Below are 16,287 nucleotides of genomic sequence, written 5' to 3' on the forward strand. Positions count from 1 at the left end.
GCGCGGTATTGCCCTTAGGCCGCGCCGACCACTTTCGCCGACTTCTCAAAACGCTTGCGCTCGTTCGGGTCGAGATAGAGCTTGCGCAGGCGGATGGTCTTCGGCGTCACCTCGACCAGTTCGTCGTCCTGGATCCAGGCCAGCGCGCGTTCCAGCGTCATGCGAATCGGCGGCGTCAGCTTCACCGCCTCGTCCTTGCCGGCGGCGCGGATGTTGGTCAGCTTCTTGCCCTTCAGCACGTTCACTTCGAGGTCGTTGTCGCGCGAATGGATGCCGATGATCATGCCCTGATAGACCTTGACGCCGGGATCGATGACCATCGGACCGCGGTCTTCGAGGTTCCACATGGCATAAGCCACTGATTCACCCTGCTCATTGGAGATCAGCACGCCGTTGGTGCGGCCCGGCAGCTCACCCTTGTAAGGCTCGTAGGCATGGAACAGCCGGTTCATGACAGCGGTGCCGCGCGTGTCGGTCAACAGTTCCGACTGGTAGCCGATCAGGCCGCGCGTCGGCGCGTGGAAGACGATGCGCTGGCGGTTGCCGCCTGAGGGGCGCAACTCGACCATCTCGGCCTTGCGCTCCGACATCTTCTGCACGACGACGCCGGCATGCTCCTCGTCGACGTCGATAACGACTTCCTCGACCGGCTCCAGCAATTCGCCGTTGTCACCCTGCTGCATGACGACGCGCGGTCGCGACACGGCGATCTCAAAACCTTCGCGGCGCATCGTCTCGATCAGCACGGCAAGCTGCAATTCGCCGCGGCCGGAGACGAAGAACGAATCCTTGTCCGGCGACTCCTCGATCTTCAGAGCGACATTGCCTTCGGCCTCGCGCAGCAGGCGGTCGCGAATGACGCGGCTGGTCACCTTGTCGCCCTCGGTGCCGGCCAGCGGGCTATCGTTGACGAGGAACGACATCGTCACGGTCGGCGGATCGATCGGCTGCGCATGCAGCGGTTCGGTCACCGATGGGTCGCAGAACGTGTCGGCGACGGTGCCCTTCGACAGGCCGGCGATGGCGACGATGTCGCCCGCCTGCGCTTCGTCGATCGGTTGGCGATCGAGCCCGCGGAAAGCCAGGATCTTCGAGATGCGGCCGGTTTCGACCTGGGTACCGTCATGATGCAGCACCTTGACCGCCTGGTTGGATTTCAGTGTGCCGGATTCGATGCGGCCGGTGATGATGCGGCCGAGGAACGGATTGGCTTCCAGGATGGTGCCGATCATCCGGAACGGGCCGGGATGGACGGTCGGCGCCGGCACATGCTTGATGACGAGGTCGAACAGCGGCGCCAGGCCCTGGTCCTTCGGACCTTCGGGGTTTTCCGAGACCCAGCCGTCGCGGCCCGAGCCGTAAAGGATCGGGAAGTCGAGCTGCTCGTCGGTCGCGTCGAGCGCTGCAAACAGGTCGAACACTTCGTTGACCACCTCAACGTGGCGGGCGTCCGGCCGGTCGATCTTGTTGATGACGACGATCGGCTTCAATCCGACCTTGAGCGCCTTGCCGACGACGAATTTGGTCTGTGGCATCGGCCCTTCGGCGGCGTCGACCAGCACGATGGCCGAATCCACCATCGACAGAATGCGCTCGACTTCACCGCCGAAATCGGCGTGCCCAGGGGTGTCGACGATGTTGATGCGAGTGTCCTTCCAGTCGACTGAGGTCGCCTTGGCCAGGATGGTAATGCCGCGTTCCTTTTCCAAGTCGTTCGAATCCATGGCGCGTTCGGCGACGCGCTGGTTGTCGCGGAACGAGCCGGACTGTTTCAGGAGCTGGTCGACGAGGGTGGTTTTTCCATGGTCGACGTGCGCGATGATCGCGATATTACGAATTTTCATGTTGTGGTCTCGGGAATGTTGCAGGCAGCAGGCCAAAAGGCGCTGCCTCTTTCGGTTGGGCGGCTCATACAGGGTTTTTCGCAATTGCGAAAGAGGAGGCGTGCCACCAAATACATGGTCACCAAATCTTAAGCGTCTTGGTGTGAAATGGAATTATTAACCAAAGCGGAACCTTTCGCGGTCGGGACAGTTCAAATTTCATGAGCAATACGGGCACCAGATACCGGCCAATCTTCGCATGGACGGCCCTCGCCGTTCTCCTCGCGGCAGGCGCGGCACAGTCGGCCGCGACGTCGAAGGAAACGCGGCCTGTCCTGCCGTCCGACACACGAGCGGCGGAGCAGTTATTTGCCGATGCTCCCGATGGCGTCGACCCGGTGGTGACCGGGCCGGTTAGCGCCGCCTTCAAGGAGAGGCAGGCGGCCGCCAACTGCGACAGCGCTGTGTGGCCCCAAATTCCGACCGTTTGCTATCCGGACTGACGACCGCCGACGGCGGCTGTCATCCCAGGGCGCAGCAGATCTCCGGAAGAATGCAACGGCGCTGAATGAGGCCGTTCTAATCACTCCGTCGTGCCCCTCCGCCCACCGGCTCCCGCCCATGCGACGCTTCGACGCCTTCACGCCGACTGTATCGGATCGAGCGTGACCTTGTAGAGTTCATTGTCGTCGCGATCCATCAGCCGCACCGTCATCTGTTCAGTGGCGCCATCGATGTCGACAAGGCCGAAGAACTGCAGGCCGGCCGAGGGTGGCAGGTTCTGCCCCTGCTCGGCGGTTGGCGCCTTGATGAATTTCAGCTCCGGGCCGAAGGTCATGTCGAAATCATTGGGTCCATAGGTGCCGGCGTGAAGCGGACCCGAAACGAACTCCCAGAACGGATTGAAGTCCTGAAACTGCGCCTTATCAGGATTGTAGTAGTGCGCCGCCGTGTAGTGCACGTCAGCTGTAAGCCAGACGGTGTTGGTGATGCCAGCATTCCTAATATAGCGAAGGAGGTCGGCAATCTCCAGCTCGCGGCCTTTAACCGGACCATTGTCGCCATTGCTGATGGCCTCGGCGCCGGCCTTCCTGGTGGCGTCGTTCCAGACGACGAGACCGAGCGGCATGTCGGCGGCGATGATTTTCCAGGTCGCGTTGGAGTTTGCCAGTTCGCGCTTCAGCCATTTCATCTGCTGTTCGCCGAGGATGCGCGATTGCGGCGTCACCGTATCCTGCATGCCAGGACCATTGGAGCCGCGATAGGAACGCATGTCGAGGAAGAACACGTCGAGCAGCGGCCCGTAGGCGATCTTGCGATAGACGCGGCCCGGTTCCGACGGCTCGTAGCGGATCGTCGTCATCTCGTGGAAGGCGCGTGCCGCGCGTGCCGCCAGCACATGGATGTTTTTTTCCGAATAGCGGTCGTCGGCGCTCAGGTCCTTCGAATCCGACCAGTTGTTCACCACCTCGTGGTCGTCCCACTGGTAAAAGGTCGGGCAGATGGCGTTGAGCCCCAACACGTTCCTGTCCATCATGTTGTATTTCCACTGACCCCGGTACTCGTCCAGCGTCTCGGCAACCTTGCGCTTTTCGTCGATGAGGACGTTGTTCTTCCACTTGCTGCCGCCGGGCAGGTCGACCTCGTCCTTCATCGGGCCGTCGGCATAGATGGTGTCGCCGGAATGCAGGAAGAAGTCGGGCGTATGCTTGCCGATCGTGGCATAGGTCTTCATGCCGGTGGCGTCGATGCCCCAGCCCTGGCCGGCGGTATCGCCCGACCAGGCGAAGCGAATGTCGCGCTTCGAGGCCGGCGCCGTGCGGAAGCGGCCGACGATCGGCTCGGAGACGGCGTTGATGTCGGCGAGATCGGCCGCGATCATGCGGTAGAAGATGTCCTGGTCGGAGGCGAGATCGGTGAGCAGCCGCTTTACCGTGTAATCGCTGGCCGGCGACGTATCGAGCGGCGCAAGACGGGCGGCGTTGGCGAAATTTTCCGTCGACGACACTTCGAACATGACGCGCGAAGGGCGGTCGGTGCGAGTCCACACCACGCCGCTGGTTGCGTCGACATCGCCCGACTGGATGCCATGGGTGAAGGCGGGCCGCTGATTGGCGCGCGAATAATAGGGAAGCGCGAGGCCCGATACGCCGACGAGGCCGGCGGCGCTCACGGACGTGACGAAGGCGCGCCGGGTCATCGAAATCTTGTTCATGGCTGTCTCCTGGATGGCGTTGAACGTCGCCGCCAAGGTCCAGCCTCAATGTTTCAGGCACATCTCGAAACCATGAAGGTTTCGTTACAACCAACAGACTGGCGAATCTCTCTCTTGAGGGTCTCTTGAGGGGGAGATGTCGCCAGAGGCGACAGAGGGGGGGCGCTCGCGTGGAGCGCCGACCACCTGCGCCTGCGATAAGGCGCCGAGTCCGGTCGGACCGACCCCCTCTGGCCGCTTCGCGGCCATCTCCCCCTCAAGGGGGAGATTAGCGCTCAGCCGTCACAACTCAAGCCGCCTGCGGTTCCGGCTCGAAGGCTGGACGGCTGGTGTTGATCAACAGCGAGATGCAGGCTGCGGCTATCGCCGTCATGCCGGCTATGAGGAAGGCAAGCTCGTAATTGCCCTGCAATTCACGCATGGTGCCGCCGAAGAAGGCGGCAGCCGCAGCGCCCACCTGATGGCCCGCGACGATCCAGCCGAAGACGATCGGCCCGCTGCGGTCGCCGAACGCCTCGTTCGACAGCCTGAGCGTCGGCGGCACGGTGGCGATCCAGTCCAACCCGTAGAGCACGGCGAAGATGATAAGACTGGTCGACGAGAAGCCGGAATAAGGCAGATAGATCAGCGACAGGCCGCGGATGCCATAATAGACGCCGAGCAGCTTGCGCGGGTCGAAGCGGTCGGTGAGCCAACCCGACAGCGTCGTGCCGATCAGATCGAAGATGCCCATCAGCGACAGCAGGCCGGCGGCTTGCACCTGACCGATACCCATGTCGCCGCAAAACGCGATCAGGTGCGTGCCGACCAGTCCGTTGGTGGTGAAGCCGCAGATGAAGAAGGTGGCGAACAGATACCAGAACACGCGGGTGCCGGCGGCACGGCGCAGCGTGCTGAGTGTGTGCGTGAGAAAATTGCCCTGCGAGGCCGGCGGAACCGGCGGCACGTCGTCGGCGTCAGCGCCGTAGCGCACCATGCCGATCGAAGCCGGACGCTCCGGCACCAGCAGCCAGACCAGCGGCACGAGGCAGGCAGTGGCGACCGCAATGGCGATGGCGACAGGCTTCCAGCCGCCCGACTGGGCGAGCGCCGCGAGCAGCGGCAGGAACACCAGCAGGCCGGTGGCGGCGGAGGCCGACATCAGTCCCATCATCAGGCCGCGATTGGTCTTGAACCAGCGGTTGACGATGGTGGCGCCGAGCACCGTGGCGACCGCGCCGGAACCGACGCCGGAGAATACGCCCCAGGTGAGAAGCAGGTGCCACGGCTCGGTCATCAACAGGCTGAGCGCCGTCGAGCCCGACATCAACACCAGCGACGCCAGCAGCGTACGGCGCAGTCCGATCCGTTCCATCAGTGCCGCGGCAAACGGCCCGGTCAGGCCGTAGAGGAAGATGCCGATGGCCGCGGCGAGCGAAACGACATCGCGCCGCCAGCCGAAACTCTCCTCCAGCGGCAGCATCATGACGGCCGGCGCCGACCGCAGGCCCGCCGCGATCAGGAGACAGAGGAAAATGACGGCGACCACGACGAAAGCGTAGCGCTGGCCAAACGGACGGGATTGAGCTATCATGTTACTGACCGGTACGTTGCAATTGCAGCGAGGTATACGTACCGATCGGTAACATTGTCAAGCAGGCAACGGCACATCCTAGATGAAAAGCATTGAACCAAGGATCAAAGCGGATGAATTGGCACAGCCCCGCGCCGGCGAAAAAATCCTTCGCGTTGCCCGCGACCTGTTCTACCGGCAAGGCATCAGGGCGATCGGCGTCGACGAGATCGTGCGGCGTGCCGGCGTCACCAAGCCCAGCCTCTATCGCAGCTTTCCCTCCAAGGACGAATTGGCCGCGTCCTATCTCCGGCAATACGACCTCGAGTTCTGGGCCCGCTTCGACGAGGCGGTGGCTGCCCATCCCGGCGATCCGCGCGCGCAGATCGCTGCCTTCCTGACACGCATCGGCAAGCGCACGCAAAAGCCAGACTATCGCGGCTGTGGCATGACCAATGCGGCCGTCGAATATCCCGAGCACGGCCACCCGGCCCGCGTAGTGAGTGAGGCCAACAAGCAGGAATTGCGACGACGCCTGCGCGCCATGGCGGCGGCAATGGGTGCCGGCGACGCCGATACGCTGGGCGACGGGCTGCTGCTTCTGATCGAAGGCGCCTATATCAGCGGCCAGCTGTTCGGTGCCGGCGGACCGGCGAAGTCTGTAGCCCGGAACGCGGACCTGCTGATCGAAGCGAGCTTGAAGAAATAGCGTTTAACGATACCGTGCGGCAGCCCGAAACGGAGTTGTCCGCGATGCGTAGCCTATTGATGATCCCGGTTGCCCTTGCCGGCCTCTGCCAGGCTGCCCAGGCCGGCGACATTTCCAGCGCCTACACCGATCTCGACTGGAAGAAGGACTGCGTGACCTACGCGCAAGCGCAAGAAGGCGAAGGCGACTGGGCCAGTCTTGCCTGTTCGGGCTATCGCGGCTACCCGGTGCTGATCGCCTACGACGATGCCCGGGAATCGCTGTTCTATGGATTTCCCTCCAGCGACATGACCGCGGTCTGGGAAAGTTTCATCGCCTTCAATTCGGCTGCACCCAAACTCGAGTGGCGCATCGAGACGAACAGCGATCTTGCCATTCCTTTCGCGGTCATCCACCGTCGCTCGATCAGCAATCCCGAGGGGGAGAACAAACCAACCGACGTGCTGGTCGTCGCCAAGGTCGCCCAGCCGGAGAACTATGAGGGCTGCACCGTCGGCCTGGTGCTGGCCACCGGCAATCCGGCCGCCAATGATGAGGCGCGAAAACTCGCCGACGAGAAGGCACGCACCTTTGCCTGCGGCAAGGACAAGCGCGTGGTGATCGGCAACGCACCCGATTTCGGCCGTGTCGATAACTGACTTCGTCATCCCTGGGCGGAGCGACGCGAAGCGGAGCGCAGACCCCAGGATGACGAAGCTGAGGGCCTCTGCCAACCTCCACGGTTGCGATAGCCCATTTCTTCGAACACTTCAGGCTTCGGCTACTTGCTTGCCTTAGCCCGCTCGATCGCCTCGATGATCATCTTCTTGGCATAGGCGGCGTCGTGCCAGCCCTCGATCTTGACCCATTTGCCGGGTTCGAGATCCTTGTAGTGCTCGAAGAAGTGCTGCACCTGCTGGCGGGTGATGTCGGGCAGGTGCGTGTATTCGGTGACGTTCTCGTAGCGCAGCGTCAGCTTGGGCGAAGGCACCGCGATGATCTTTTCGTCCAGACCGGAATTGTCCTCCATCACCAGCACGCCGATCGGCCGCACATTGATGACGCAGCCCGGCACCAGCGCGCGCGTGTTGCAGACCAGCACGTCGATCGGGTCGCCGTCACCTGACAGCGTGTGCGGCACGAAGCCGTAATTGCCGGGATAGCGCATCGAGGTGTGCAGGAAGCGGTCGACGAACAGCGTGCCGGCCTCCTTGTCCATCTCGTACTTGATCGGCTCGCCACCGATCGGCACCTCGATGATGACGTTGATGTCCTCCGGCGGGTTCTTTCCGATGGCAATGGCTTCGATACGCATGGCTTTGTCCCTCTTTCGATAGGAGACCGATAGCGGGCAGCGGCGCATGGTGCAATGCGGCGAATGGTACTGAAAGCAGCTGAGGGGGTGTTAGCGAGAGGCGTGTCGAGCCGTCATTCCCAGACGAAGGCGACCTTCTTCAGCGCCTTCTGCTCGAAGACCTCGACGCCCTCGGCGACGTCGCGGCCGCCGGCGCCAGCATAGAAGGCGAGCGCGTTCTGATTGTCTTCCAGCGCCCACACCACCATGCCTTTCAGGCCATGATCCGCCAGTCGCGCCCGTGCGGCCGAGAATAGCCGGCTGCCGAGCCCGATGCCCTGGTATTCCGGGCGCACGTAAAGTTCGTAAATCTCGCCCTGCTGCTTGAGCTCGCGGGCGCGGTTCTTGCCGATCGTGGCGTAGCCGGCGACCTTGCCGCCGATCTCGATGACCAGAACGGTGGCGGCACGGCGGATGGCGTTCGCCCACCAGTCGGCGCCGCGGCGGTTGATCATCGATGTCAGGGTGCGATGCGGGATGATGCCGGAGTAGGCGCCGCGCCAGGCCAGCAGGTGCACGTCGGCGATGGCGCTTGCGTCGCGCGGCTCGGCTTTCCTGATGTCGATACTCAGCGTCTTCATGATTGGTTAACCATAAACCCGCATCGCCCGATTGCAAGAGTCCGGTCACCGGCTCCCAAGCTTTCGCACAGACGATAGACGTGCCTGCGACACGAAAGAGCCTGTCTGAAAACGCGCACTGCCGAGGCGAATGGCGCGGTTTTCGAGAACCGAAGCGCAGCGGACATTTAAGTCCGTGAGCATCTGAAGCGCAGAAAATAGCGTCAGGCGCCCGGCAGAGTAGCGTTTGCAGGCAGGCTCTTAGATTTCGACCAGATGGTCGTCCAGCTCGTTGCTGTCGCCGGTAGAAACCGGGAAATGCTCGGCCAGCACCGCGCCCGTCGCTTCGATTGCCCTGATGAAGCCGTCGGCGAGACGATCGTCGCCAGCATGCGCGGTAAGGTCGCGGACGACGCTGTCCCAGACATCCTGGCCGACACGGCTGTCGATGCCGCTGTCGGCGATCACTTCGGCGTAGTGCTCGGCAATCGAAACGAACACCAGCACGCCGGTGCGCGCAGTGGTGCGGTGGACGTTGCGGGCGAGGAACTGCTTTATCGCATTGGCATGCGCGGCTTGGTAGCGCAGCCGCCTCGGCACCAGGTAGATGCGCAAGCCGGGCACCGCCCACAACAGGACAAGTACCGAGACCATCGCCAGAAGCTGCGCGATGACGAAATGCGGCACGCGGATCGACAGCCACCATGCTTCCAGCCCGTAGCTGACGGCGAGGCTGACGACGAGCATGGCCAGCGTCGCCATAAAGGCCGCCGGAAAGAAATAGCCGTCGCTGGCATAGGCCACGACGCAGTAGATTTCGCCGTCGGTCTTTGATTCGGCGGCGCGGATCGCTTTGGCGATGCGGTCATGATCCCCGGGGCTGATCGGTCGTGTTGCCATGTTGTGTCTCACCAGCTTCCTGAAGAACCGCCACCACCGGACGAGCCGCCGCCGCCCGAAAACCCGCCACCGGAACGGCCCGACGACCAGCCGCTGCCGGTGCCGGTGGCGGTTGTCCAGACGCGGCCCGAGGACGCGGAACCCGACCTTTGGCCATAGCGGAATGTCATGCCCAGCCATTTATACACGCCCGGCGACAGCTTTGTGCCGAAGATCGGCGGCAGGAATGCCATCGCCAGGCCGCCTAAGAACAGCATCGCCCACACGATGATGAACAGCGCGACAATGGGATCGACAGAATTGCTGTCGGCCGGATTGCGGGTGCCGCGCGCTTCCAGCTCTTCCGGATTGCCTTGCAGCACCATGACCATGTCGTCGACAGCCTTGGCTATGCCGCCGGAGAAGTCGCCGGCGCGGAATGCGGGCACCATGTCGTTTTCGATGATCAACCTCGTGTGCAGGTCGGTCAGCGTGCCTTCCAGCCCGTAGCCGACCTCGATCCGCATCTTGCGGTCGTTGTTGGCGACCAGCAAAAGCACGCCATTGTCCTCGCCGGCCTGGCCGAGCTTCCAGGCGCGAAACAGACGATTGGCGTAGGGCTCGATCTCCTCGCCGTCGAGGCTAGGAACCGTCGCGACGACGATCTGGTCAGAGCTCTTGGCTTCGAAATCCGCAAGCTTCCGGGTCAGCGCCGCCTCGGTCGCGGCATCGATGATATCGGCATTATCGACAACCCGCCCGGTCAGAACAGGCAATTCGGCGGCGAGAGCGGTGAGGGGGAGGAAGAGCGTCAGGCAAAAAAGGCCGAGAAGGAAGCGCAGCAATGAAGGGTTTGCATTCCTTCGCGCCCCCCTCTGTCCTGCGGTCCGTCTCGTCGCAAGGATTAGCACTACGAGGACTTAGGCTTCGCTGATCACCCACCCTGCGTCGTGTTCGTGCCGAAATCGACCTTCGGCGTCTGCATCTTGTCTTCCTCGATGGTGAAGTTCGCGAACGGCTGATTGCCGCGGAACCACAGGGTGGCCCAAAGCACCGAAGGGAACGTCCGCAGCGTCAGATTGTACTCCCGCACCGCCTCGATATAGTCGCGGCGGGCGACCGCGATGCGGTTCTCAGTGCCTTCGAGCTGCGCCTGTAGCGCCAGAAAATTCTGGTTGGCCTTGAGGTCGGGATAATTCTCCACCACTGCCAGCAACCGCGACAGCGCGCTGGTCAGCCCGGCTTGACTGTCCTGGAATCTCTTGACGGCTTCCGGATCGCTCAGCGTTTCGGGCGTCACCGTCACTTGCGTCGCCTTGGCGCGCGCCTCGACCACGGCATCGAGCGTATCCTTCTCGTGCGCGGCATAGCCCTTGACCGTCTCGACCAGGTTGGGGATGAGATCGGCGCGGCGTTGGTACTGGTTCAGCACCTGGCTCCATGCGGCCTTGGCGCTTTCCTCCGCCGTCGGGATGGTGTTGTAGCCACAGCCGGCAAGCAGCGGCAGCACGATCGTCATCATCAGCAAGGCAGGCAGATTGCGGAAGGAGAAAGGGGAGGAAAGACGCTGAGCAAGCATGGAAAGATCCCTCAATATGACTGGCAGCCGAAGCAGTACCACAATCCGCGTGCAAGAACATGACCTCCGCCTGGGAGCCTTGCTGGTTCTTTATCATTCACTGCCAGGCCCTGTAATTGCCCGGGCGAACAGGTTAAAGTCGCCGCGAAATCAGGGCATCGCCATGGCGGAACGCCAGGACAGTGACGACGAATCGCGCCGCATCATCGAGCGCGTGGCACGTGAAACCGACCCGGGCGGCACCTCGTTCATGGCGCGGACCGCGAAGGGCGCGCGTGATCACGTCACTGCTGCAGACGCCGACCAGTCGGACCCGATCGAATATTGGGGCACGCGCATTGGCCGGGCGCTAGGTCTCGTTGTCGCCATTGGCCTGTTGATCTGGCTCGTGCTTTTCATCAGCCAAAGTTAGGAACCTCGTGAGCACCGAAGAACACGACGCGCCGCGCGCGGTCATCGTCATTTCCAGCCATGTTGCGCGCGGTTCGGTCGGCAACCGCGCCGCGGTCTTTGCGCTGGAGACGCTGGGCTTTCCAGTGTGGGCGGTGCCGACCGTCATCCTGCCCTGGCATCCGGGCCATGGACGGGCGACGCGCATGGTGCCGCCGCTCGATCAATTCAAGGCCCTGATGGCCGATCTCGAGCGCGCGCCATGGCTGGGCGAGGTCGGCGCGGTGCTGTCCGGCTACCTCGGCGAAGGCGGTCAGGCCGACGCAGTCGCCTCGCTGGTCGGCGCGGTCAAGGCGAAGACGCCGGACGCCGTCTATATCTGCGACCCGGTGATGGGCGATTCGGGCGGGCTCTATGTGCCGGAGACCACCGCCATTGCCATGCGCGACCGGCTGATGCCGATCGCCGACATCGCCACGCCAAACCGCTACGAGCTGGAATGGATGGCGGGAGCGCCGCTGCCCGATCTCAAGGCGGTGATGGCGGCCGCCCTTGATGCCGGGCCGTCCACCATGCTGGTCACTTCGGCGCCGGCGATGATGGCCGGCGGCACCGGCAATCTGCTGCTCAACGGCAACCAGGCGCTGCTCGCCGAACATCGCCTTATCGAAAAGCCGCCCAAAGGGCTCGGCGACCTGACGGCAGCCGTCTATCTGGCGCGCATCCTGTCCGGCCAGCCGGCGGTCAAGGCACTGCAATCGACCACGGCGGCGGTCTACGAAATCCTGGCGCGCACCGCCAAGCGCGGCGGCGACGAATTGCAGCTCGAAACTGACGCGCAGAGCCTGTCGCACCCGATGGCGATGGTGCAACTTCGCCATCTCCTGCATCCGGGGCGGGACAAAAGAGCGTGACTGTTGTCGGCGTCGACGGCTGCAAGGCCGGCTGGATCGCCGTTCGCCGCGATCCGGGCGCAGTGCCCTCGGCGGCCGTTTTTCCAAACTTCGCAGCACTGCTCGACGCATTGCCGGCCGATGCGACAGTCGCCGTCGACATGCCGATCGGCCTGCCCGATCTTTCGCAAAGGGGCGGACGCGGGCCCGAAGCGCTGGTGCGGCCGCTGCTTGGTAACAGGCAATCCAGTGTCTTCGCCATCCCGTCGCGTGCGGCGCTTTATGCGCAAACAGATGGCTTCACCACGATCGAGGCCTGGTATGCCGCGCATCGCCAGGCGAGCGAAGTGGCGAAGGTGACCTCCGATCCGCCGCGCGGCGTCTCGATCCAGGCCTTCGGCATCTTTGCCAAGATCCGCGAGATCGATGCCATGCTGATCGCGCGTCCCGAACTGCGCAGCCGCGTCTTCGAATCGCACCCGGAAGTCGCCTTCTGCCGGCTGAATGGCGATCAGCCAATGCGCCTGCCGAAAAAGGTCAAGGGCGTCAACCCGGCCGGTATGGCGGAACGCAAGGCGCTGCTTTGCCGGCACGGTTATACCAGGGGCTTTCTCGACCAGACGCCGCCGCGAGGCGCTGCTGGCGACGACTTTGTCGACGCCGCAGCGATGATGCTGATTGCCGGCCGCATCGCCAGCGGCGAGGCAAGGCCGCTTCCGGATCCGCCGCTCGCCGACCGTTTTGGCATCCCTGTCGCCATTTGGGCATGACAACCTGGCCTGCAAGGGCATGACCTCACCAGGCCGAGGCTTGTTTGCTGCATGCCTGTTGCTTCCAGTCCTCTGCGATTCGGCATTGCCCGTGACCCGCTTTTGCCGCTAGAGCCTTCCTGACTTGAAAGAGCTGCCGCCTAACCCGGAAAGGCTCCAGACGCCGCCTATGCCTCATCTCCCTGACCATTTGCTCACCGGCTACCGCAATTTCATGAGCGGCCGCTATCTCGCCGAAAGCGGACGCTATCGCTCGCTCGCTCGCGAGGGCCAGTCCCCCGAAACGATGATCGTTGCTTGCTGCGACTCCCGCGTGGCTCCGGAGGCGATCTTCGATGCTGGCCCCGGCGAACTCTTCGTGCTGCGCAACGTCGGCAATCTGGTGCCGCCTTATGCGCCCGACGACCAGTTCCACTCGACCTCGGCGGCGCTCGAGTTCGCCGTGCAGAGCCTCAAGGTGAAGAACATCGTGGTCATGGGCCATGGCCGCTGCGGCGGCATCCGCGCGGCACTCGACCCCACGGCCGCGCCCTTGTCGCCCGGCGACTTCATCGGCAAGTGGATGAGCCTGATTGCGCCGGCGGCCGAGACCGTGTCCTCCAGCACGTTCATGACGGCGACGGAGCGCCAGACCGCGCTGGAGCGCATTTCGATCCGCTATTCGATCGCTAATCTCAGGACCTTTCCTTGCGTCTCGATCCTGGAAGGCAAGGGACGGCTGTCGCTGCACGGCGCCTGGTTCGACATCTCGACCGGCGAGCTCTGGGTGATGAACAAGGACACCGGCGACTTCGAGCGGCCGGAGATGACATAGGAGGGTTGCATGGCATGCCGTTCGATCGCCTTCGCCACAACGGCGCTACTGTTTTCAGTCATGTCCGCCCTTGCCGACGACGGCGCGCTCATCGGCCGCTGGTATGCGGCGCTGCTGGTCGCCGATCGCACCGAACTGTCGGACCTGCTTGCCGACGACGTCCGGATAAAACTCGACGATCTCGGCGTCGTCCAGACCAAGCAGGAATTCATCGCCTCGATCGACGACTGGCAAGGCGCTGTCGCCGGGGCTGAAATCCGGCATCGGATCGAGAAGACCGAGGGTGGCGTCACCACGGTGATCGCCTGCTATGATTTCCCCAACAACGACGCGCTGATGCAGGAAACCTTCGCGATCGCCGACAACCGCATCACCGCCAGTTCGCAGGCGGCGATCGCGGAAAACTGCGACGCCTATTGAGCGGTTACCGATATTGCGTACGGCAAGCCAGCGCCTTACATCGGTGATGATCTCGCCCTGCCTCTACAGCCACTCAGCGAAAGCCCCTCACTCAGCGAAAGATTGCCCATGCCGTCCGCCGTCGACCTCGCCGCCCATCCGCTGACCATTTGGCAAGGGCCTCTCGGCCTGCCCGATTTCACCCGCGTCGGCGACGGCGATTTTTCCGGGGTTTTCGATGCGGCATTGAAGGCGCATGAGGCCGAGATCGAGGCAATATCAGGCAATGCCGAGGCACCGACCGTCGAGAATACGCTTGCAGCACTGGAGCTTGGCGGCGAGGCGCTCGACCATGTCTCGTCGATCTTCTGGTGCCGGGCCGGCGCCCACACCAACGAGGCGATCCAGGCGCTGGAGCGCGACATCTCGCCAAAGATGTCGCGGCATTTCTCGGCGATCTCGATGAACGAAAGGCTGTTTGCCCGCATCGACGATCTCTATCAGCGCCGGGAAACCCTAAAGCTCGATGCCGAGACGCTGCGGGTGCTGGAAAAGACCTGGAAAGGTTTTGTCCGCTCCGGCGCCAAGCTCGACGCGGACGGCAAGAAGCGGCTTGCGGCGATCAATGAGGAACTGTCGTCGCTCGGCACCACTTTCGGCCAGAACCTGCTTGCCGACGAGCGCGACTGGGCGCTGTTCCTCGACGAGGACGACCTTGTCGGCCTGCCGGAATTCCTGAAAAGCGCGATGGCGGAGGCTGCCGAAATGCGCGGCCAGAAAGGCCGCTATGCGGTCACCCTGTCGCGCTCGATCTACGAGCCGTTCTCGACCTTCTCCGAGCGCCGCGACCTGCGCGAGATCGCCTTCCGCGCCTTCACCATGCGTGGCCAGAATGGCGGCGCCACCGACAACACCGCCGTGGTGCGCGACATGCTGCGCCTGCGCGCCGAAAAGGCGAAGCTGCTCGGCTACGCTTCCTTCGCGGCGCTGAAGCTCGACGATACCATGGCAAAGACGCCGGAGGCGGTGCATATGCTGCTCGACCCGGTCTGGGAAAAAGCCTTGGAAAAGGCCGCAAGCGACCAGGCGGAGTTGCAGCGGTTGGCGGTCGAGGCCGGCAGCAACGAAAAATTCGCCGCCTGGGACTGGCGCTTCTATCAGGAGAAGCTTCGCGCCGAGAAATTCGCCTTCGACGAGGCCGAACTGAAGCCTTATCTGCAACTCGACCGCATCATCGATGCCTGTTTCGACGTGGCGACACGATTGTTCGGCATCACCTTCGAGGAGAAGAAAGGCATCGCCACCTGGCATCCGGACGCACGCGTTTTCGTCGTCAGGAATGCCGACGGCAGCGAGCGCGGACTCTTTCTTGCCGACTATTTCGCGCGGCCCTCCAAACGCTCCGGCGCCTGGATGAGCGCGCTGAAATCCGGCTATAAGCTCGGCCATGGCTCCAAGCCGGTCATCTACAACATCATGAATTTCGCCAAGCCGCCGGAGGGCGAGGCAGCACTTTTGTCGGTCGACGAAGCCAAGACCCTGTTCCACGAATTCGGTCATGCCCTGCACGGCATGCTGACCGACGTCACCTGGCCGTCGGTTTCGGGCACCTCCGTCAGCCGCGATTTCGTCGAATTGCCCTCGCAACTCTACGAGCACTGGCTGACCGTGCCGGCGGTGCTGGAAAAGCATGCGCTGCATGTGAAGACTGGCAAGCCGATGCCGAAGGCGTTGGTCGACAAGATGCTGGCGGCGCGCACCTTCGGCGCCGGCTTCGCCACGGTCGAGTTCACCGCCTCGGCGCTGGTCGACATGGCCTACCATGCGCGGCCGGATGCACCGGAGGAGCCGCTTCGGTTCGAAGCCGAAACGCTCGAGAGGCTCAACATGCCCGACACCATCGCCATGCGCCATCGCACCCCGCATTTCGGCCACATTTTTGCCGGCGACGGCTATTCGGCCGGCTATTATTCCTACATGTGGTCGGAGGTGCTCGACGCCGACGCCTTCGCCGCTTTCGAGGAGACCGGCGACCCGTTCAATCCGGCGCTGGCCGAGCGGCTGAGGAAGAACATCTATGCCGCCGGCGGTTCGAAGGACCCGGAAGAGCTCTACACCGCCTTCCGCGGCAAGATGCCGTCGCCCGAAGCGATGATGATCAAGCGCGGCTTGGTCTGAGTATCCCAGCGGCGCAAGCCTTTCTAGACGGAGAGACAGCACCCCCTACCGGGCATCCCCCCGCAAGTGGGGAGAACGGTAGCTTGGGCTCCAGCGCTTTTCTTCAACGTTGAAAATTGGCGAAAGCCATCGTGACATCCGATCTCGCCCTTGCGGGGGAGATGTCCGGCAGGACGGAGGGGGGTGGAATGAG

General features: G+C 63.3%; 17 protein-coding genes. 9 read left to right on the forward strand and 8 right to left on the reverse strand.

The window, feature by feature from the left end:
* Positions 1–14 precede the first annotated feature (14 nt).
* The gene (gene typA / locus ACWTU7_RS21630) at positions 15–1,844 is read right to left on the reverse strand and encodes a translational GTPase TypA (protein WP_455840092.1); all 1,830 of its coding nucleotides are present in this window, start codon (positions 1,842–1,844) and stop codon (positions 15–17) included.
* Positions 1,845–2,044: 200 nt separating this feature from the next.
* Between typA and ACWTU7_RS21635 the strand changes: the two genes are divergently transcribed.
* Entirely contained in the window at positions 2,045–2,326 is a 282-nt protein-coding gene (locus ACWTU7_RS21635) for a hypothetical protein (protein WP_455840091.1), read from the forward strand.
* Positions 2,327–2,463: 137 nt separating this feature from the next.
* Here the strand turns inward: ACWTU7_RS21635 and ACWTU7_RS21640 are convergent, their stop codons facing one another.
* A complete protein-coding gene (locus tag ACWTU7_RS21640) occupies positions 2,464–4,038 on the reverse strand; it encodes an alkaline phosphatase D family protein (protein WP_455840090.1) in 1,575 nt (524 codons plus the stop codon).
* Positions 4,039–4,327: 289 nt separating this feature from the next.
* Positions 4,328–5,611 carry an MFS transporter gene (locus ACWTU7_RS21645; RefSeq protein ID WP_455840089.1) on the reverse strand — a complete coding sequence of 428 codons (1,284 nt, stop codon included), beginning with the start codon at positions 5,609–5,611 and terminating at the stop codon, positions 4,328–4,330.
* 82 nt (positions 5,612–5,693) lie between these two features.
* On the opposite strand from ACWTU7_RS21645, the gene ACWTU7_RS21650 reads away from it, so the two are divergent.
* Both ACWTU7_RS21650 and ACWTU7_RS21655 read left to right on the forward strand, forming a co-directional pair.
* On the forward strand, positions 5,694–6,299 hold the full coding sequence (locus ACWTU7_RS21650; RefSeq protein ID WP_029349107.1) for a TetR/AcrR family transcriptional regulator: 606 nt from the start codon (positions 5,694–5,696) through the stop codon (positions 6,297–6,299).
* A 44-nt stretch (positions 6,300–6,343) separates the two neighbouring features.
* On the forward strand, positions 6,344–6,937 hold the full coding sequence (locus ACWTU7_RS21655; RefSeq protein WP_455840088.1) for a hypothetical protein: 594 nt from the start codon (positions 6,344–6,346) through the stop codon (positions 6,935–6,937).
* 122 nt (positions 6,938–7,059) lie between these two features.
* Here ACWTU7_RS21655 and ppa read toward each other — a convergent pair whose 3' ends face one another.
* The 5 genes from ppa to ACWTU7_RS21680 form a co-directional block, all read right to left on the reverse strand.
* On the reverse strand, positions 7,060–7,593 hold the full coding sequence (ppa, locus tag ACWTU7_RS21660) for an inorganic diphosphatase (protein WP_029349108.1): 534 nt from the start codon (positions 7,591–7,593) through the stop codon (positions 7,060–7,062).
* Positions 7,594–7,706: 113 nt separating this feature from the next.
* Complete coding sequence (locus ACWTU7_RS21665; RefSeq protein ID WP_455840087.1) at positions 7,707–8,213, reverse strand: N-acetyltransferase family protein; 507 nt, start codon at positions 8,211–8,213, stop codon at positions 7,707–7,709.
* A 240-nt stretch (positions 8,214–8,453) separates the two neighbouring features.
* On the reverse strand, positions 8,454–9,092 hold the full coding sequence (locus tag ACWTU7_RS21670) for a TPM domain-containing protein (RefSeq protein ID WP_065011158.1): 639 nt from the start codon (positions 9,090–9,092) through the stop codon (positions 8,454–8,456).
* 8 nt (positions 9,093–9,100) lie between these two features.
* Positions 9,101–9,916, reverse strand: a complete 816-nt coding sequence (locus tag ACWTU7_RS21675) for a TPM domain-containing protein (RefSeq protein WP_455840086.1) — start codon at positions 9,914–9,916, stop codon at positions 9,101–9,103.
* Positions 9,917–10,005: 89 nt separating this feature from the next.
* Complete coding sequence (locus tag ACWTU7_RS21680; RefSeq protein ID WP_455840085.1) at positions 10,006–10,650, reverse strand: LemA family protein; 645 nt, start codon at positions 10,648–10,650, stop codon at positions 10,006–10,008.
* Positions 10,651–10,813: 163 nt separating this feature from the next.
* Between ACWTU7_RS21680 and ACWTU7_RS21685 the strand changes: the two genes are divergently transcribed.
* From ACWTU7_RS21685 to ACWTU7_RS21710, 6 genes are all read left to right on the forward strand, one after another.
* Positions 10,814–11,062: a hypothetical protein gene (locus ACWTU7_RS21685; RefSeq protein WP_455840084.1), complete on the forward strand. Its 249-nt coding sequence runs from the start codon at positions 10,814–10,816 to the stop codon at positions 11,060–11,062.
* Between the two features lie 7 nt (positions 11,063–11,069).
* On the forward strand, positions 11,070–11,954 hold the full coding sequence (gene pdxY / locus ACWTU7_RS21690; protein ID WP_455840083.1) for a pyridoxal kinase PdxY: 885 nt from the start codon (positions 11,070–11,072) through the stop codon (positions 11,952–11,954).
* Positions 11,951–12,703, forward strand: coding sequence for a DUF429 domain-containing protein (locus tag ACWTU7_RS21695; RefSeq protein ID WP_455840082.1), 753 nt, complete (start codon positions 11,951–11,953; stop codon positions 12,701–12,703). The genes pdxY and ACWTU7_RS21695 overlap by 4 nt, the downstream gene beginning before the upstream one ends.
* 169 nt (positions 12,704–12,872) lie before the next feature.
* On the forward strand, positions 12,873–13,517 hold the full coding sequence (locus ACWTU7_RS21700) for a carbonic anhydrase (RefSeq protein WP_455840081.1): 645 nt from the start codon (positions 12,873–12,875) through the stop codon (positions 13,515–13,517).
* 9 nt (positions 13,518–13,526) lie between these two features.
* Positions 13,527–13,937 (forward strand): nuclear transport factor 2 family protein, encoded by a 411-nt coding sequence (locus ACWTU7_RS21705; RefSeq protein WP_455840080.1) that lies wholly within the window; start codon positions 13,527–13,529, stop codon positions 13,935–13,937.
* 102 nt (positions 13,938–14,039) lie between these two features.
* Entirely contained in the window at positions 14,040–16,094 is a 2,055-nt protein-coding gene (locus ACWTU7_RS21710) for a M3 family metallopeptidase (protein ID WP_455840079.1), read from the forward strand.
* Positions 16,095–16,287 lie beyond the last annotated feature (193 nt).

The organism is Mesorhizobium sp. BHscii, from assembly GCF_053848065.1.

Bases quoted from the DNA above. Each gene is read 5' to 3' on its own strand.
- ACWTU7_RS21650 (WP_029349107.1), top strand. From the start codon at position 5,694: ATGAAAAGCATTGAACCAAGGATCAAAGCGGATGAATTGGCACAGCCC.
- ppa (WP_029349108.1), bottom strand. From the start codon at position 7,593: ATGCGTATCGAAGCCATTGCCATCGGAAAGAACCCGCCGGAGGACATC.
- ACWTU7_RS21705 (WP_455840080.1), top strand. From the start codon at position 13,527: ATGGCATGCCGTTCGATCGCCTTCGCCACAACGGCGCTACTGTTTTCA.
- ACWTU7_RS21640 (WP_455840090.1), bottom strand. From the start codon at position 4,038: ATGAACAAGATTTCGATGACCCGGCGCGCCTTCGTCACGTCCGTGAGC.
- typA (WP_455840092.1), bottom strand. From the start codon at position 1,844: ATGAAAATTCGTAATATCGCGATCATCGCGCACGTCGACCATGGAAAA.
- ACWTU7_RS21655 (WP_455840088.1), top strand. From the start codon at position 6,344: ATGCGTAGCCTATTGATGATCCCGGTTGCCCTTGCCGGCCTCTGCCAG.
- ACWTU7_RS21700 (WP_455840081.1), top strand. From the start codon at position 12,873: ATGCCTCATCTCCCTGACCATTTGCTCACCGGCTACCGCAATTTCATG.
- ACWTU7_RS21685 (WP_455840084.1), top strand. From the start codon at position 10,814: ATGGCGGAACGCCAGGACAGTGACGACGAATCGCGCCGCATCATCGAG.
- ACWTU7_RS21635 (WP_455840091.1), top strand. From the start codon at position 2,045: ATGAGCAATACGGGCACCAGATACCGGCCAATCTTCGCATGGACGGCC.
- ACWTU7_RS21680 (WP_455840085.1), bottom strand. From the start codon at position 10,650: ATGCTTGCTCAGCGTCTTTCCTCCCCTTTCTCCTTCCGCAATCTGCCT.
- ACWTU7_RS21665 (WP_455840087.1), bottom strand. From the start codon at position 8,213: ATGAAGACGCTGAGTATCGACATCAGGAAAGCCGAGCCGCGCGACGCA.
- ACWTU7_RS21645 (WP_455840089.1), bottom strand. From the start codon at position 5,611: ATGATAGCTCAATCCCGTCCGTTTGGCCAGCGCTACGCTTTCGTCGTG.
- ACWTU7_RS21670 (WP_065011158.1), bottom strand. From the start codon at position 9,092: ATGGCAACACGACCGATCAGCCCCGGGGATCATGACCGCATCGCCAAA.